This is a genomic window from Curtobacterium sp. NPDC090223 (genome assembly GCF_044746585.1).
Lineage (GTDB): Bacteria > Actinomycetota > Actinomycetes > Actinomycetales > Microbacteriaceae > Curtobacterium.
On the sequence record NZ_JBIVCN010000007.1, the window covers coordinates 1 to 17,008 of the forward strand.

The window sequence follows — 17,008 nt, forward strand, 5'->3', positions numbered from 1 at the left end:
CGCCACGGGGTCAATAAATTGGCATTGACAATGTGCACGCTGTTGAGTTCTCAAGGACCAGACGCACTCCCCGCTCGACCCGTGAAGGCTCCGCCAGAGAGGCATTCGTTCTTGGTTTGACCACCGGTGTCGTCGATCCAGAAGGATCAGTGGCTCATCCCGAGGGAGAGAACCGGTGGAGTAGTCATCCTAGGCGTCGGAGCCGCCCAGCGCAAGGCCGGATCTGAACTCCAGTGGAAGGATGGTCCCGCTTGAGGGCCGACGTGCTCTGGGCTTTCGCTCCAGCCGCTCCGCCGCACCTTTGGGGTGACGAGTGATTACTTTACGCAGGGGTCGGCGGGAGCGCCAAGCCAGCCCACATCCCGGGCGTGTCGCATCGTGCAACACGCGGCTGCGAACGGCGAGAGGCCCGGTCCCCCTGGGGGAACCGGGCCTCTGCGGGCGGGGTGGATCAGCTGGCGAGGGTCACGCCGGCCAGGGTCTTCTTGCCACGACGGAGCACGAGGACCCCGCCGGGCAGCGCCAAACCGGAGAGCGCCGCGGACGGATCGTCCGCCCGGGCGTTGTTCACGTACACGCCGCCCTGGTCGATCGCTCGCCGGGCTTCGCCGAGCGACTTCACCAGCTCGGTCTCGACCAGTGCCCTGGCCAGGTCGGCCTGCGGGTCGAGCGACACCGAGCCCGGCAGCTCCGCGATCGCCGCGCGCAGGGTCGGCCCGTCGAGTGCACCGAGGTCACCGTTGCCGAACAGTGCCGCCGCTGCGTCGATCGCCGCCTGGGTCGCGGGGACCCCGTGCACGATGGAAGTGACCTCGTACGCGAGGGTCCGCTGGGCTTCTCGCCGGAACGGTTCGTCGGCCACCGCCCGCTCGAGCCGTTCGATCTCGGCGCGGGACAGGAACGTGAACTTCTGCAGACGGTCGATCACGTCGGCGTCGGTCGTGTTGAGCCAGAACTGGTACAGCGCGTACGGCGAGGTCATCTCGGCGTCGAGCCAGATCGCGTTGCCCTCGCTCTTGCCGAACTTCGTGCCGTCGGAGTTCGTGATGAGGGGCGTCCCCAGCGCGTGCACCGTCGCACCCTCGGCACGTCGGATGAGCTCCGTCCCCGATGTCAGGTTGCCCCACTGGTCCGAGCCACCGGTCTGCAGCGTGCAGCCGTACTGCAGGAAGAGCTCGCGGTAGTCCAGCCCCTGCAGGATCTGGTAGCTGAACTCGGTGTAGCTGATCCCCGCGTCGGAGTTCAGCCGCGCGGAGACGGCGTCCTTCTTGATCATCGAGTTCACGCGGAAGTACTTGCCGATGTCCCGCAGGAAGTCGATCGCGGACAGCGGTGCCGTCCAGTCCAGGTTGTTCACCAGACGGACGCCGTTGTCGCCGTCGGGGCTGAGGAACCGGGACACCTGCTCCTGCAGCCGACTCACCCAGTTCGACACCGTCTCGCGGGTGTTCAGCGTGCGTTCCGCCGTCGGGCGCGGGTCGCCGATCAGCCCGGTGGAACCACCGACCAGGGCGAGCGGCCGGTGCCCCGCGAGCTGTAGCCGGCGCATGGTCAGGAGTTGCAGGAGGTTGCCGCAGTGCAGCGACGGCGCCGTGGGGTCGAAGCCGCAGTAGTACGTGATCGGCTCACCGTCGAGGGCCTCTTGCAGTGCGGTCTCGTCGGTCGAGACCTGCACCAGACCACGCCAGCGCAGTTCGTCCCACACCGAGGCGAAGGTGGGGTCGTTCTGCTGGCGCGTCAGGACATCGGGAGCGGTATCACTGGACACCACGCCATCGTACCGGCGACGACCGACCCGACGGGCGCGACCCCGGTCAGTCGATCGCGCCCTTGTGCCGTCGGTACGCCGAGACAGTCGGTTCGCCCGCCAGGGCGAACCGCCACGGGAAGGACCGTCCGCCGGCGATGCCCGCGACCCCCGTGCGCGGACCGCGCAGGATGCGGGGTTCGTCGGCCAGCGCCGCGAGGACCGCAGCCGGTCCGTCGGCGGCGAGTCGGGCCTCCAGGGCGGGTGCCAGCGCGAGCACGTACGGGCCGCGACCGTCGACGACCGACGTGCCGTCATCGGTGCCGAGCACCGCGCCGAGCGCCTCCCCGAGGTTGCCGGGGCCGCGAGCGAGCTGGACGTCCGTGACGGACGCACCACGCCGCGAACGCGCCACCTCGATGCCGTCGACGACCGCTGCTCCGCGGAGCAGCGACCCGGACGAGGTGCCGGCGGGCCCGCTCACGACGTTGACGCACGTGTGGATGCCGTAGGACCGGTAGGCGTACAGCGTTCCTGGTGGGCCGAAGAGCTGCCGGTTGCGCTCGGTCATGCCGCGGTGCCCGTGGGATCCGGGGTCGGTCGGACCGGAGTAGGCCTCGACCTCGGTGATGCGGATCGTGACGCCCTTGCCGGTGAGCGTCGCACCGAGCAGTGCCGGCGCGCTCACCGGCGCCGGCTCCGCGAGCAGGGCGAGGAGGGCGTCGTTCACCGCGTGAAGGGCACCCCGGAGGCGAGGTCGTGGACACGCTGGGTCAGCCCGGCGAGCTGCTCGGCGACGCGGTCCGGTGCGGTGCCGCCGGCGCCCCTGCGGGACGCGACGCTGCCCTCGATCGTGAGGACCGCGCGGACGCCCGGCGTCAGGTGCTCCGAGATGGACGCGTACTCCGCGTCGGTGGGGTCGTCGAGCTCGATCCCCCGCTGTTCGCAGTACTGGACCAGTGCGCCGGAGACCTCGTGGGCGTCGCGGAACGGCACTCCCTGACGCACCAGCCACTCGGCCACGTCCGTCGCGAGCGAGAAGCCCTGCGGTGCGAGCTCCGCCATCCGGTCGGTGTCGAACGTGAGCGTCGAGATCATGCCGGTGAAGGCCGGGAGCAGGACCTCGAGCGTCGCCACCGAGTCGAAGACGGGCTCCTTGTCCTCCTGCAGGTCCCGGTTGTAGGCCAGCGGCAGGCCCTTGAGGGTCGCGAGGAGACCGGTCAGGTTGCCGATGAGCCGGCCGGACTTGCCCCGTGCGAGCTCGGCGATGTCCGGGTTCTTCTTCTGCGGCATGATGCTCGAGCCGGTGGAGAAGGCGTCGTGGAGCCGGACGAAGCCGAACTCCTTGGTGTTCCAGAGGATCACCTCTTCGGCGAGCCGCGAGACGTCGATCCCGATCTGCGCCAGCACGAAGGCGAACTCCGCGACGGTGTCACGGGCAGCGGTGGCGTCGATCGAGTTCTCCGCCGGGCGGTCGAACCCGAGCTCGCGGGCGATCGCGGCCGGGTCGAGCCCGAGGGAGCTGCCGGCCAGGGCCCCGGCGCCGTACGGGCTGACGCTGGCGCGGGTCGACCAGTCGCGCAGGCGTTCGAGGTCGCGGACGAGCGGCCAGGCGTGCGCGAGGAGGTGGTGGGCGAGGAGGACCGGTTGCGCGTGCTGCAGGTGCGTGCGGCCCGGCATGATCGCCGTCGGGTGCTCGCTCGCCTGCTGGCTGATCGCGTCGACGAGGTCGATCACGAGACGACCGATCCGGCGACCGTGGTCGAGCATGTGCATGCGACCGAGGGTCGCGATCTGGTCGTTGCGGCTGCGTCCGGCGCGGAGCTTGCCGCCGAGGACGGGACCGAGGTCCGCGATGAGCAGGCGTTCCAGGGCGCCGTGCACGTCCTCGTCGGAGTCCGCAGGCTGCAGCGTGCCGTCGGCGTGCGCCGCGTCGAGACGGTCCAGGCCCGCGGTCATCTGCTCGAGTTCGTCCGCGGTCAGGTACCCGGCAGCCTGCAGGGCGCGCGCGTGGGCGCGGGACCCCGCGAGGTCGTATGGCGCGAGCTGCCAGTCGAAGTGCGTCGACTTCGACAGGGCAGCGAGCTCCGGGCTCGGCCCGTCGGCGAACCGGGCACCCCACAGGGCGCCCTGGTTGGTCGCGTCGGCCTTGGTGGGCTGCGGGTCGGGCCGGGAGGCTCCGCTTGCGTCCGTCATGAGAGTCCTGCGTGGTGTCGGGGTCGGTCTGGGTCGTGCATCGCGCGCGGCGTTGCGGAGGCGGGTCGGGCCTCCAGGTCGGTCCGGACGGCGCGACCAGCCGGTCGCGCCGTCCGGGGCCGGCTCAGTTCGCCAGGTCGCGGCGTGCCGAGATCTTGCTGGGCAGCGACCAGATCTCGATGAAGCCCTTCGACAGCGACTGGTCGAACGTGTCGCCGGTGTCGTAGGTCGCGAGGTCGAAGTCGTACAGCGACTGCTCGCTGCGGCGGCCGGTGACCGTCGCGCGGCCGCCCTGCAGCTGCAGGCGGATGTCGCCCGACACGTACTGCTGGGTGTCGTCGATGAAGGCGTCGAGGCTGCGCTTGAGCCCGCCGAACCACAGGCCGTCGTAGACCAGGTCGGCCCACTCCGACTCGACACCGCGCTTGTAGCGGTTCACGTCGCGCTCGAGGGTCAGGCTCTCGAGCTCCTCGTGCGCGGCGATGAGCGCCATCGCGGCCGGGGCCTCGTAGACCTCGCGCGACTTGATGCCGACGAGGCGGTCCTCGACCACGTCGATGCGGCCGACGCCGTGCTTGCCGGCGAGGGCGTTGAGCTCCTGCACGATGCGCAGGACGCTGAAGCGCTGGCCGTCGATCGCGACCGGGACGCCCTGCTCGAAGGTGATCGTGACCTCGTCGGCGTCACGCGGGACCGAGGGGTCCTGCGTGTAGGCGTAGAGGTCCTCGATCGGGGCGTTCCACGGGTCCTCGAGGAAGCCGGTCTCCACCGCGCGACCCCAGACGTTCTGGTCGATCGAGTACGGCGACTTCTTGCTCTGCAGGATCGGCAGGTCGTGCTCCTGCGCGTAGACGATCGCCTTGTCACGGGTCAGCGCGAGGTCACGGACCGGGGCGACGCTCGTCAGGTCGGGGGCGATCGCGGCGACGGCGGCCTCGAAGCGGACCTGGTCGTTGCCCTTGCCGGTGCAGCCGTGCGCGACGCTGTCGGCGCCGAGCTGCTTCGCGGTCAGAGCCAGGTGCTTCGCGATGAGCGGGCGGCTCAGCGCGGAGACCAGGGGGTAGCGCTTCTGGTACAGCGCGTTGGCCTTGAGGGCGGGCACGAGGTAGTCGTCCGCGAACTCGTCCTTCGCGTCGATGACGACGGACTCCACCGCGCCGCAGTCGAGAGCGCGCTGACGGATCGCGTCCATGTCCTCGCCGCCCTGGCCGACGTCGACCGCCAGTGCGACGACGTCCTTGCCGGTGGCGTCCTTGAGCCAGCCGATGCCGACGGAGGTGTCGAGGCCTCCGGAGTACGCCAGTACGACGCGGTCTGCCATGGGTCTTCTCCTTGTGGGTGGTAGCGGATCAGTTGGTGTTGGCGGCCAGGAGCCAGGCGAGGAGCGCCTTCTGGGCGTGCAGACGGTTCTCCGCCTCGTCCCAGATGATGCTGCGCGGACCGTCGATGACGTCGGCCGTGACCTCGTAGCCGCGGTCGGCCGGGAGGCAGTGCATGAACACCGCGTCGTCGGCCGCGTGCGCCATCAGGGTGTCGTCGACGCGGTAGTCCTTGAAGGTGTCGAGTCGCTGCTGCTTCTCGTCTTCCTTCCCCATCGACACCCAGGTGTCGGTGACCACGACGTCCGCGCCGGCCACCGCGGCGACCGGGTCGGTCACGACGAGCACGGACCCGCCGGTCTCGGCGGCGCGGTGCTCGGCGTCGGTGACGACCTGGGCGGCCGGGGAGAACTCGGCGGGGCTCCCGACACGGACGTGCATGCCGGCCGTCGCCGCAGCGAGCAGGTAGGACTGCGCCATGTTGCTCGCGCCGTCGCCGACGAAGGCGATGGTCTGCCCGGCGAGCGTCCCGCGGTGCTCGCGGATCGTCAGCAGGTCGGCGAGGAGCTGGCACGGGTGGAAGTCGTCGGACAGCGCGTTGACGACGGGGACCGTGGTGCCGGCCGCCATCTCCTCGAGGCCGGCCTGGCCGTAGGTGCGCCAGACGATGGCGGACACCATGCGCTCGAGCACCCGGGCGGTGTCGGAGGGGGTCTCCTTGCCGCCGAGCTGGCTGTTCGCCGTCGAGATGATCAGCGGGCTGCCGCCGAGGTCGCTGATGCCGACGTGGAACGACACCCGGGTGCGGGTGGACGACTTGTCGAAGATCACGGCGACGCTCTGTGGCCCGGCAAGCGGCTTCGCGGCCCAGCGGTCGCGCTTCATCTCGACCGCGAGGTCGAGGATGGCGGACTGCTCGGCCTGGGAGAGGTCGTCGTCGCGGAGGAAGTGGCGGGTCATGCGGAGGTCTCCTGGACTGCGGTCATGCTCGTGGCCAGGATCGACAGGAACTCGTCGATCTCGGCATCGGACACGATGAGGGGCGGCGCGATGCGCAGGCTCGACTCGTTCGGGGCGTTCACGATCAGGCCGCGCTCGAGTGCGGCGGCGGCGATCGCGGCGGCGACCGGCAGGTGCAGCCCGACACCGATGAGCAGCCCCTGCCCGCGGACCTCGTCCACGAGCGGCGACCCGATCGCGGCGATGCCGGCACGGATGCGCTCGCCCTTGGTCACCGCGGCGTCGACCAGCCCGGCCGACTCGATCTCGCTGAGCACCGCGTTGGCGACGCGGGTCCCGAGTGGGTTGCCGCCGAACGTCGAGCCGTGCTGCCCCGCCGAGAAGAGGTCGGAGGCGTGGCCGAACGTCACGAGGGCGCCGATCGGGAAGCCACCCGCGATGCCCTTCGCGACGGTGATGGCATCGGGCACGACGCCGAGGTGCTGGAAGGCGAACCACGAGCCGGTGCGGCCGACACCGGTCTGGATCTCGTCGAGGATCAGCAGTGCGCCGTGCTCCTCCGTCAGCTTCCGGGCGGCGAGGAGGAAGCCCTCGGGCAGGTCGACCACGCCGGCCTCGCCCTTGATCGGCTCGATGAAGAGCGCGGCGACGGTGTCGTCGATCGCGTGCTCGAGGGCCGCGATCGAGGTCTCGATGTGCTCGACGCCGGGGATCATCGGCAGGAAGTCCTCTTGCAGGGCCGGCTTGCCGGTGAGCGCGAGTGCGCCCATCGTCCGGCCGTGGAAGGCCTGCTGCAGCGCGAGGATCCGGGTCTTCCGGCCGTCAGCACCGGTGTTCAGGCGGGCGAGCTTGAACGCGGCCTCGTTCGCCTCGGCGCCGGAGTTGCCGAAGTAGACGCGGCCGGCGTCACCCGCGCCGGAGATGCGCTTGAGCCGCTCGGCGAGTTCCAGCTGCGGCGGCGTCGCGAAGTAGTTCGAGACGTGCACGAGCTTCGCGGCCTGGTCGGCGATCGCCTCGACGAGCGCCGGGTGGGCGTGCCCGAGGGAGTTCACCGCGATGCCGGCGAGGAAGTCGAGGTACTCGTTGCCGTCGACGTCCCACACGCGGCAGCCCTGGCCGCGCTCGAGCATGATCTTCGGCGGGGTCAGGGATCGCATCAGCGACGCCCCGAACCGGTCGTTCCAGGTCTCGGTCTGCGTCTCGGTGCTCACCGTGCGTTCCCCTTCGTGTGGCTGCTGTCTGCTGGGTGCTGGATCGGGCTCGCGGGGCCGCGTCGGCCGATCTCGGCGTGGGTGTTCTGGTTCTCGGTTCGTCGGCTCGGGTCCGGGATCACCTCGGTGCCCGCGCCGCGGAGGGTGAAGACCTCGAGGAGGATCGAGTGCGGGATCCGGCCGTCGATGATCGTCGCGCCGCCGACCCCGCCGACCACGGCGTCGAGGCACGCGGTCATCTTCGGGATCATCCCGGACTCGAGCGTCGGCAGGAGCTCGCGCAGTTCCTCGACCGCGATGAGGTCGATGATCGAGTCCCGGTCGGGCCAGTTGCGGTACAGCCCGGGGACGTCGGTCAGCATCATCAGCTTCGACGCGCCGAGCGCGATCGCGAGCGCTGCGGCCGCGGCGTCGGCGTTCACGTTGAGCGCCTGGTCGGGGTGGGCGTCGTCGATGGCGATGCTCGACACGACGGGGATCTGGTTCGCCCGGATCGCCGCGAGGACGCCGGACGGGTCGACGTGCGTGATGTCGCCGACGTGACCGAGGTCGAAGTGCTCGCCGTCCACGACGACGCCCTTCTTCTCGCCGGTGAACAGCGAGCCGCCGTCACCGAACACCCCGACGCCGAGGCCGGCGCCGTGCTCGTTCACCAGGTCGACGATCTCCCGGTTGACCTCGCCGGCCAGGACGTCCCGGACGACCGTGATCGCCTCGGTCGTCGTGACGCGGTACCCGCCCCGGAACTCGGACTGGATGCCCTGCTCCTTGAGCGCGGCGGAGATCTGCGGACCGCCGCCGTGCACCACCACGGGGTGCAGCCCCGCGTAGCGCAGGTAGACCATGTCCTCGGCGAACGCCCGCTTGAGGTCGTCGTTCACCATCGCGTTGCCGCCGAACTTGACGACGACGATCTTGCCCGAGAACCGCTTCAGCCACGGCAGGGACTCGATGAGGGTGGCTGCCTTGACGGCGGCCAGCTCGTGCTCTTCCTGTTTCGACAGGGCGTCTCCGGTGCCCATCAGCTGGAGTACGCGCTGTTCTCGTGGACGTAGTCGTGCGTCAGGTCGTTCGTCAGGATGGTCGCCGCGTACGGCCCCACCCCGAGGTCGATCAGCACGTCGGTGTCGCGGGGCGTCAGGTCGACCTCGTCGATGGGGCGGTCCGGCGCTCCGGCGTGGCAGACCCGGACGCCGTTCATCGAGACGTCCACGGCGTACGGGTCGAACTCGGCGTCGGTGGTGCCGATCGCCGCCAGGACCCGGCCCCAGTTGGGGTCGTTGCCGAACACCGCGGCCTTGAAGAGGTTGTTCCGGGCGACGCTCCGGCCGACCGTGACGGCGTCGTCCTCGGTCGCGGCGTTCACCACGTGGATCGCGATGTCGTGGCTCGCGCCCTCGGCGTCCTGCTGGAGCTGCCGGGCGAGGTCCGCGCACACCGCGGTCAGGGCCTCTTGGAAGTCGCCGACCTCCGGGGTGACGCCGGAGGCGCCGGACGACATCAGGACCACCGTGTCGTTCGTCGACATGCAGCCGTCGGAGTCGACCCGGTCGAACGTGACGCGGGTCGCTGCGCGGAGGGCCTGGTCGAGCTGGTCCGAGTCGAGGAGTGCATCGGTCGTGATGACGACGAGCATCGTGGCCAGCCCGGGTGCGAGCATCCCGGCACCCTTCGCCATGCCGCCGACGGTCCAGCCGTCCTCCGTCGCGACCGCCTGCTTCGGCTTGGTGTCGGTCGTCATGATCGCCCTGGCGGCATCCGGGCCGCCGGTCTCGGTCAGTGCGTCCTTCGTCAACGCGACCCCGTGCAGCACGTGGTCGCGGAACGTCTGGTCACCGCGGCCGATCAGACCGGTCGAGCAGACGACGACGTCGCCCGCACCGATGCCGAGGGACTCGCCGACGGCCTCGGCCGTCATGTGCGTGGTCTGGAACCCGAACGGTCCGGTGAAGCAGTTCGCGCCGCCGGAGTTCAGGAACACGGCCTTCGCGATGCCGTCCCCGACGACCTGGCGCGACCAGAGGACCGGGTGGGCCTGCGCGCGGTTGCTCGTGAAGACCGCGGCGACGGCCGACTCCGGACCGTCGTTCACGACGAGGGCCACGTCGGGCGTTCCGCTCGCCTTGAGCCCGGCGGTCGCGCCGGCAGCGCGGAAGCCGGCGGCCGCGGTCACGCCCTGCTGGTCTGCTCCGGTCTGGAGGCTCGGTGCGGCCTGGTCCTGCTTGCCTGCGTCGGTCACGGTGCGACTCCGTCCACGCTGAGGCCGAGGGTCTCGGGGAACCCGAGTGCGATGTTGGCCGACTGCACCGCGGCGCCGCCGGTCCCCTTGGCGAGGTTGTCGAGCGCGCTGACCGCGATGACGCGGCCGGCGGCTTCGTCCACGGCGATCCCGACGAGCGCCGTGTTCGCGCCGATCGTGTCCGCGACGCGGGGAAACTCGCCCTCGGGCAGCAGGTGCACGAACGGCTCGTCCGCGTAGGCCTGCTCCCAGGCGAGGCGGACGTCGCGTGCGCTGACGCCCGGCGCCAGCTTGGCCGTCGTCGTCGCGAGGATCCCCCGCGACATCGGCACGAGCACCGGCGTGAACGATATCGTCACGTCCGAGGCGCCGGCGGCCCGCAGGTTCTGCTGGATCTCCGGGATGTGCCGGTGCGTCCCACCGACCGCGTAGGCACTGGCGCTGCCCATGATCTCGGACGCCAGGTAGGTCGGGGCGAGCTTCTTGCCGGCACCGGAGGGCCCGACGCTCAGGACGGCCACGATGTCGTCGGCCTGGACGAGCCCGGCCTGGATCCCGGGCTGGATGCCGAGCGTCACCGCGGTGACGTTGCACCCCGGGACGGCGATCCGCTTCGTGCTCGCGAGCTCGGTGCGCTGACGGCTCTGCGCGACGATGTCGTCGACGTCCCGCCACTCGTCCGCCGAGCCCGGAGCCGGCGCCGCGTGCAGGAGCTCGGGCAGGCCGTAGGTCCACGCGCCGAAGTACTCGCCGCCGTAGAAGGACTCCCAGGCCGCCGGGTCCGTCAGCCGGTGGTCGGCGCCGCAGTCCACCACCAGGGTGTCCTCGTCGAGCTCCGCCGTGATCGCACCGGACTGTCCGTGCGGCAGTGCCAGGAACACCACGTCGTGTCCGCGGAGGTTCGCCGCCGTCGTCTCGACCAGGGTCAGGTGCGACAGCGAGCGCAGGTGCGGCTGGGTCGCGATGAGCGGCTGCCCCGCGTTCGAGAACGCGGTCACCGTCCTGACGTCGAACTCGGGATGGGCGGAGAGGATGCGCAGCAGCTCACCGCCCGCGTAGCCGCTGGCTCCCGCCACGGCGACGGATACGGACATGGGATTCCACCTTTGGTCGGACTGTTCGTCGAGAGATCGGAGGCGGCGGCCCCGGGCGGTGCTGTCCCAGTGGGATCAGTCGCGCAGGGTCGCCCCGAATCGCTCGCCGGCACGTCGGACTGCGCCGTCACGGGCCTCAGAGGCCTCGGCAGCGGTCAGGGTGCGGTCCGTGGCACGGAAGCGCAGCGCGAACGTCAGGGACTTCTGTCCCTCGTCCACGCCGGAGCCCCGGTAGTCATCCACGAGGCGAGCATACTCCAGAAGCGCTCCGGCACCAGTCCGGACGACATCCAGTACTTCGCCCGCCGGGACATCGGCTCCGACCACCAGGGAGAGGTCCTGGGTGGCTGCGGGGTAGGACATGATCGGCGCCACGGACACGACGTCCGGCACGGCCGCCACCACGGCGTCGAGGTCGATCTCGACGACGGCGACGACGCGCGGGAGGTCCGCCGCGGCCGTCAGCTCCGGCAGGAGCTCGCCCGCGACGCCGACGACGACGTCGCCGACGAGCAGCGACGCGGCGCGGCCCGGGTGCAGCGACGGGTGCGACGTCTGCGCGACGGTGAGCTCGGCGCCGGCCGCCCACGCGACGGTCCGTGCGACGTCGAGGGCGTCCGCGATGCCGAACGACTCCGGCTGGGTGCCGGGCTGCTTCACGACGCGGTGACCGGTGAGGAGCGCCGACACGTGGAAGGGCTGCGCGGGGAGTGAGGCGTCGAGGGCACGGAGCGTGTCCGCGCCCGGGTGTGCTGCGCCAGCCGGGACCTCGGTGGTGCCGAGTTCCGCGTCGTCCGTCGGCAGGAACACCCGCGACGTCTCGTACACAGCGACGTCGACGAGCCCGCGGGACACGTTGCGCCGCGCGACGTCGACGAGGGCCGGGACGCCGCTGCGTCGCAGCAGGTTCTGCTCGCTGTCGAGGGCGTTCGCGAGCACGACGCTCGGTCCGCCGGCCGGGTCGATGCCCGGGTACGCCGCGGTGGTCGCCGCGGAGACGAACGGCGCGGTCACGACCTCGACCAGACCGTCGGCAGCCAGGGCTGCCGACACCCGGCGGAGCGCCCGCTGGTGCGTCGAGAGGCCGCGCCCGGGCGGGGCGACCGGGAGCACGCTCGGGATGCGGTCGTAGCCGACGATGCGGGCGACCTCTTCCACCAGGGTCGTGTCGTCGGTGAGGTCGGGGCGCCAGGTCGGCGGGCTGACCGCCAGCTGCTCGCCGTCGACGTCCACCGTCGCGCCGATCGCACGCAGGGTGTCGATGACCTCGGCGTCGGTGTACTCGACGCCGATCAGCTCGGACGGACGGCTCAGACGCATCGGCACGACGGGTCGCGGTGCGTCGTCGACGAGCGTTGAGCCGAGTGCGTCCGCGGTGCCGCCGGCGAGTTCGACGAGGAGCTCGACCGCACGGTTCGCCGCGGCCTCGGCGACGAGCGGGTCGACGCCGCGTTCGAACCGCCGCGATGCCTCGCTCGGGAGCTTGTGCCGACGGGCGGTGCGCGCGATGGAGACCTGGTCGAAGCCCGCGGCCTCGATGAGGACGTCCGTCGTGGTGCCGGAGAGCTCGGTCCGGGCGCCGCCCATCACCCCGGCGAGCCCGACGGGACCGTCGTCGTCGGTGATGACGAGGTCCTCGGGGTCGAGCTTCCGGGTGACGTCGTCGAGGGTGGTCAGGGTCTCCCCCGCGGCGGCGCGACGGACGCCGAGGCCGCCGACGACCTTCGCGAGGTCGTAGCCGTGCAGGGGCTGGCCGAGCTCGAACATGACGTAGTTCGTGATGTCGACCGGCAGCGAGATCGAGCGGACACCCACGAGCGACAGGCGCGACACCATCCAGGCCGGTGTCGGCTTGGTGGCGTCGATGCCGCGGACGACGCGGGTGACGAACGTGGTGGACCCGACACGGCCACGGATCGGGGCGTCGTCGGTGATCGTCACCGGGAAGCCCTCACCGGCGCGCGGCACGACGCGGTCCACCGGGTCGTGGAACGAGGCGCCCGTGGCGTGGGCGTACTCACGGGCGACACCGCGCGTGCTCAGCGCGTAGCCGCGGTCCGGGGTGACGTTGATCTCGACCGCGGCGTCGTCGAGGCCGAGGAGCGCGATGGCGTCCTGCCCGACGGCGGGCTCCATGCCGAGGTCGGCGAAGCGCAGGATGCCGTCGTGCTCGTCGCCGAGTCCGAGCTCCCGCGCGGAGGCGATCATGCCGTCGGACACGTGCCCGTAGGTCTTGCGCGCGGCGATCGGGAACGGCCCGGGCAGGACGGCACCGGGGAGCGTCACCACGACGAGGTCACCGACGTCGAAGTTGTGCGCACCGCAGACGATGCCGCGGGGCTCGGGCTCGCCGACGTCCACCTGGCACCAGTTGATCGTCTTGCCGTTCTTCTGCGGCTCCGGGACGCGCTCGAGCACCCGGCCGACCACGACGGGTCCGGTCAGGTCGTAGGTGTGGACGGCTTCTTCCTCGAAGCCCACCGACACGAGCGCCGCGTGGACGTGCTCGAGGGTGACGTCCTCGGGGAGGTCGACCGACTCACCGAGCCAGCGGAGTGGGACGCGCATCAGACCACCGTTCCGAACTGCTGCGAGAAGCGGATGTCGCCCTCGAGGAAGTCACGCATGTCGTTCAGGCCGTTGCGGAACTGCAGCGTCCGCTCGATGCCCATGCCGAAGGCGAAGCCCTGGTACTCGTCCGGGTCGATGCCGGCGGAGCGGAGCACGTTCGGGTTCACCATGCCGCAGCCACCCCACTCGACCCACCGGGCGCCGCCCTTGGCGTTCGGCTGCCAGACGTCCATCTCGGCGGAGGGCTCGGTGAACGGGAAGTAGTTCGGGCGCAGCCGGATCTGCGCCTCGGCGCCGAACATCTGCCGCGCGAAGTGCTCGAGCGTGCCGCGCAGGTGCGCCATCGTCAGGCCCTTGTCGATCGCGATGCCCTCGACCTGGGTGAAGACCGGCAGGTGCGTGGCGTCGAGCTCGTCGGCGCGGTAGACGCGGCCGGGAGCGATGACGTAGAGCGGGAGGTCGCGCGACAGCAGCGAGCGGACCTGCACCGGGGAGGTGTGGGTGCGCATCACCATGTGGCGGTCGACGGGCTCGACGAAGATCGTGTCGGCCATGGCCCGCGCTGGGTGGTCCTGGTCGAAGTTCAGCGCGTCGAAGTTGAACCACTCGTGCTCGAGCTCCGGCCCCTCCGCGACTTCCCACCCCATGCCGACGAAGATGTCCGCGACGGTCTCGTTGAGGAGCGACAGCGGGTGCCGCGACCCGGGCGTGCGGGTCGACGGCAGCGCCGTGACGTCGACGCGCTCGGCGTCGAGACGCGCGCGTTCCTCGGCCTCGGCGAGCACCGACTCTTGTTCGGCGATCGCACCGTTGACCCGGCCGCGGGCCTGTCCGACGAGCTTGCCCGCCTGGGCCTTCTGCTCCGGCGGCACGCTGCGCATCGAGGCGTTCATCCGCGCGAGCGGCGACTGCTCTCCGGTGTGCTCGGCCCTGGCCTGCTTGAGCTCGGCGACCGTCGTTGCGGCACGGACGGCCGCGAGGGCTGCGTCGACCGCGTCGGCGACGGCCGATTCGCTGATCTCGAGAGGTTCTGACACGGTAGCCAAGCCTACCGGCCCCTGGGATACCGCCGAGGTGCACCAGGTGGACTGTGGAACACGCGGGTCAGGCGGTGCGGTGTGCGAACGCCGACTCGTACAGGCAGACCGAGGCCGCCGTCGCCAGGTTCATCGACTCGGCCTTGCCGTAGATCGGCACCTTCACGGCGCGGTCGACGAGCGCCAGGTCCTCCGCGGTGAGTCCGCGGGCCTCGTTCCCGAAGACCCAGGCGGTCGGTCCGTCGAGGAGCCCCTCGGCGCGGACCTGCGGCAGGTCGTCGCCCGAGACGTCCGCGGCCAGGATCGTGTAGCCGAGCGACTTGGCCCGCGAGACCGCGTCGGCCAGCGAGACGCCGACCGACACCGGCACGTGGAACAGCGACCCGGTGGTGGAGCGGACGACCTTCGGGTTGTACGGGTCGACGCTCCGCCCGGTGAGGACGACGGCGTCCGCGCCGGCGGAGTCGGCGGCGCGGATGATGGTGCCGGCGTTGCCCGGGTCCCGCACCTCTTCGAGGATGGCGACCAGTCCGGGCAGGGTGCGGTCCGAGGCGGGGTCGATCCGGGCCTCCAGACCGGCCGCGCCGGGGTCCGGGAAGACCTGCCGCACCGACGTCGGGAACTGCTGGCACACCGCGACCACGCCCTGCGGGGTGACCGTGTCGGCCATCGCGGCGAGGACCTGCTCGGTGACGAACCAGGTGTCCACCGGTGCGTCCGCGAGCCCGTAGCGCTCCGCGGCGGTCGGCGTGACGTAGAGCTCGCGGAGCAGCTCGGGCGCGTACTCGATCGCCTCGCGCACGGCTTGCGGCCCCTCGAGCAGGAACAGGCCGGTGTCGGCGCGCACGTCCTTCTTCGTCAGGGCGGCGACGGCCTTGACGCGGCCGGCACGGGGGTTCTCGAGGAGATCAGTCACGTCACCAGTGTCGCAGCATGCACGAAGCCCCCGGTCCGCGGACGGAACGGGGGCTTCGTGGGGAAGCGGAGCTGACTACGCGGCCTTCGGGGCCGAGGTGTCGGCCGGCAGCGCCTTCTTGGCCGTCTCGACGAGCGCGGCGAAGGTGTCGGCGTTGTTCACGGCGAGGTCCGCGAGGATGCGACGGTCGACCTCGACGCCGGCCAGGTTGAGACCCTGGATGAGGCGGTTGTAGGTCAGGCCGTTGGCGCGGGACGCAGCGTTGATGCGCTGGATCCAGAGGCGACGGAACTCGCCCTTCTTCGCGTGACGGTCGCGGTACGCGTAGACGAGGGAGTGGGTGACCTGCTCCTTGGCCTTGCGGTACAGACGCGAACGCTGGCCGCGGTAACCCTCGGCGCGCTCGAGGATGACGCGACGCTTCTTGGCGGCGTTGACCGCTCTCTTTACTCGTGCCATTGCACTATTCCTTTACGTTCCGGGGGCTCAGTGGCCGAGGAGCTTCTTGACGTTCTTCGCGTCGGCCTTCGAGAGGACCTGGTCCTCGTTGAGGCGGGCCTTGCGCTTGGCAGACTTGACCTCGAGGTTGTGACGCATACCGGCCTGCTGCTTCATGATCTTGCCGGTGCCGGTGACCTTGAAGCGCTTCTTCGACCCGGAGTGGGTCTTCTGCTTGGGCATGGTGGTGCCTTTCCGTGGGGTGGATGGGGGCCGCGCCATTGCGGTTGGGAAACTGCGCGGAGTCGGTCTGGTGGGCCTGGGCCCTGGACCTATTCGGCCGTGGAGTCGGCGCTGGCCGATTCCTTCGACGGGGCTGCTGCCTCGTCTTCCGGCTTCGCCTTGGAGGCGTGCTCGGTCGCCCGGCGCTCGGCCTTCTCGGCTGCGCGCTTGGCGTTCTGCTCGCCCTTGACGTCGGACTTGTTCTTGAGCGGCGCGATGATCATCGTCATGTTGCGGCCGTCCTGCGTGGGACGCGATTCGACGACGCCGAACTCGGCGATCTCCTCGGCGAACTTCTGCAGGAGTCGGACACCCTGCTCCGGACGCGACTGCTCGCGACCGCGGAAGAGGATCATCGCCTTCACCTTGTCGCCACCGAGGAGGAACCCCTCGGCGCGCTTGCGCTTCGTCTCGTAGTCGTGCACGTCGATCTTCAGGCGGAAACGGACCTCTTTCAGGTCCGTGTTCACCTGGTTGCGACGCGCTTCCTTGGCCTTCTGAGCGGCCTCGTACTTGAACTTGCCGTAGTCCATGATCTTGGCCACGGGCGGCTTCGAGTTCGGCGCGACCTCGACCAGATCCAGCTCGGCTTCCTGCGCGAGGCGCAGTGCGACGGCGATGGGGACAACGCCGACCTGCTCGCCCTGGGGTCCGACAAGACGGACCTCGGGGACGCGGATTCGGTCGTTGGTACGGGGATCGGGAATGCGGAGCTCCTTCAATCAGTGGTGGCCGTCCGGGGCGTTTGCCTGGACGACGGCACGAGAGGAGATCTGACGCACGGATCGGGACCCGTTCGGCAGCCGCCCGACTCCTGTGCGGCTGACGCTGTCAGCTGTGCAGGACTGCCGAACGCTGGCGCTCGGCGGAGCGGTGGTGACCCGGTAGCCTGGTGGTTCGTGGCCGCGGGTGGGAGTGACTCCTCTTCGTGATGTCGCCCGCCGGTCCGGATGAGTTCGTGAGAACCAACCAGACACACGGGCAGCATCTGCCGCGAC

At 70.7% G+C, this 17,008-nt stretch carries 15 protein-coding genes; all 15 read right to left on the reverse strand.

From position 1 onward, the window contains the following. Positions 1-451: 451 nt before the first annotated feature. The 15 genes from tyrS to infC all read right to left on the reverse strand — a co-directional run bounded on the left by tyrS (position 452) and on the right by infC (position 16,732). Positions 452-1,768 carry a tyrosine--tRNA ligase gene (tyrS, locus tag ACIPJY_RS16510; RefSeq protein ID WP_400467019.1) on the reverse strand — a complete coding sequence of 439 codons (1,317 nt, stop codon included), beginning with the start codon at positions 1,766-1,768 and terminating at the stop codon, positions 452-454. Positions 1,769-1,814: 46 nt separating this feature from the next. Further along, entirely contained in the window at positions 1,815-2,477 is a 663-nt protein-coding gene (locus tag ACIPJY_RS16515; protein WP_400467016.1) for a DNA-3-methyladenine glycosylase, read from the reverse strand. Continuing rightward, positions 2,474-3,943 carry an argininosuccinate lyase gene (gene argH, locus ACIPJY_RS16520; protein WP_400467013.1) on the reverse strand — a complete coding sequence of 490 codons (1,470 nt, stop codon included), beginning with the start codon at positions 3,941-3,943 and terminating at the stop codon, positions 2,474-2,476. The genes ACIPJY_RS16515 and argH overlap by 4 nt, the downstream gene beginning before the upstream one ends. 124 nt (positions 3,944-4,067) lie before the next feature. Beyond that, positions 4,068-5,264 carry an argininosuccinate synthase gene (locus ACIPJY_RS16525; protein ID WP_400467010.1) on the reverse strand — a complete coding sequence of 399 codons (1,197 nt, stop codon included), beginning with the start codon at positions 5,262-5,264 and terminating at the stop codon, positions 4,068-4,070. Between the two features lie 28 nt (positions 5,265-5,292). Then, positions 5,293-6,222, reverse strand: a complete 930-nt coding sequence (gene argF, locus ACIPJY_RS16530) for an ornithine carbamoyltransferase (RefSeq protein ID WP_400467007.1) — start codon at positions 6,220-6,222, stop codon at positions 5,293-5,295. After that, the gene (locus ACIPJY_RS16535) at positions 6,219-7,379 is read right to left on the reverse strand and encodes an acetylornithine transaminase (RefSeq protein WP_400467033.1); all 1,161 of its coding nucleotides are present in this window, start codon (positions 7,377-7,379) and stop codon (positions 6,219-6,221) included. Before ACIPJY_RS16535 ends, argF begins: the two co-directional genes overlap by 4 nt. A gap of 50 nt (positions 7,380-7,429) precedes the next feature. Further along, the gene (gene argB, locus ACIPJY_RS16540; RefSeq protein WP_400467004.1) at positions 7,430-8,455 is read right to left on the reverse strand and encodes an acetylglutamate kinase; all 1,026 of its coding nucleotides are present in this window, start codon (positions 8,453-8,455) and stop codon (positions 7,430-7,432) included. After that, positions 8,455-9,606, reverse strand: a complete 1,152-nt coding sequence (gene argJ, locus ACIPJY_RS16545; protein WP_400467030.1) for a bifunctional glutamate N-acetyltransferase/amino-acid acetyltransferase ArgJ — start codon at positions 9,604-9,606, stop codon at positions 8,455-8,457. The genes argB and argJ overlap by 1 nt, the downstream gene beginning before the upstream one ends. Positions 9,607-9,668: 62 nt before the next feature. Beyond that, the gene (locus ACIPJY_RS16550) at positions 9,669-10,766 is read right to left on the reverse strand and encodes an N-acetyl-gamma-glutamyl-phosphate reductase (protein ID WP_400467002.1); all 1,098 of its coding nucleotides are present in this window, start codon (positions 10,764-10,766) and stop codon (positions 9,669-9,671) included. 75 nt (positions 10,767-10,841) lie between these two features. Continuing rightward, on the reverse strand, positions 10,842-13,334 hold the full coding sequence (gene pheT, locus ACIPJY_RS16555; RefSeq protein ID WP_400467000.1) for a phenylalanine--tRNA ligase subunit beta: 2,493 nt from the start codon (positions 13,332-13,334) through the stop codon (positions 10,842-10,844). Beyond that, positions 13,334-14,374: a phenylalanine--tRNA ligase subunit alpha gene (pheS, locus tag ACIPJY_RS16560; RefSeq protein WP_400466997.1), complete on the reverse strand. Its 1,041-nt coding sequence runs from the start codon at positions 14,372-14,374 to the stop codon at positions 13,334-13,336. The genes pheT and pheS overlap by 1 nt, the downstream gene beginning before the upstream one ends. 67 nt (positions 14,375-14,441) lie before the next feature. Next, positions 14,442-15,290, reverse strand: coding sequence for a TrmH family RNA methyltransferase (locus ACIPJY_RS16565; RefSeq protein WP_400466994.1), 849 nt, complete (start codon positions 15,288-15,290; stop codon positions 14,442-14,444). A 75-nt stretch (positions 15,291-15,365) separates the two neighbouring features. After that, positions 15,366-15,749: a 50S ribosomal protein L20 gene (rplT, locus tag ACIPJY_RS16570; RefSeq protein WP_400466991.1), complete on the reverse strand. Its 384-nt coding sequence runs from the start codon at positions 15,747-15,749 to the stop codon at positions 15,366-15,368. A 27-nt stretch (positions 15,750-15,776) separates the two neighbouring features. Then, positions 15,777-15,971 carry a 50S ribosomal protein L35 gene (gene rpmI, locus ACIPJY_RS16575; protein WP_056120818.1) on the reverse strand — a complete coding sequence of 65 codons (195 nt, stop codon included), beginning with the start codon at positions 15,969-15,971 and terminating at the stop codon, positions 15,777-15,779. An 89-nt stretch (positions 15,972-16,060) separates the two neighbouring features. Further along, the gene (gene infC, locus ACIPJY_RS16580) at positions 16,061-16,732 is read right to left on the reverse strand and encodes a translation initiation factor IF-3 (RefSeq protein ID WP_400466987.1); all 672 of its coding nucleotides are present in this window, start codon (positions 16,730-16,732) and stop codon (positions 16,061-16,063) included. Positions 16,733-17,008 lie beyond the last annotated feature (276 nt).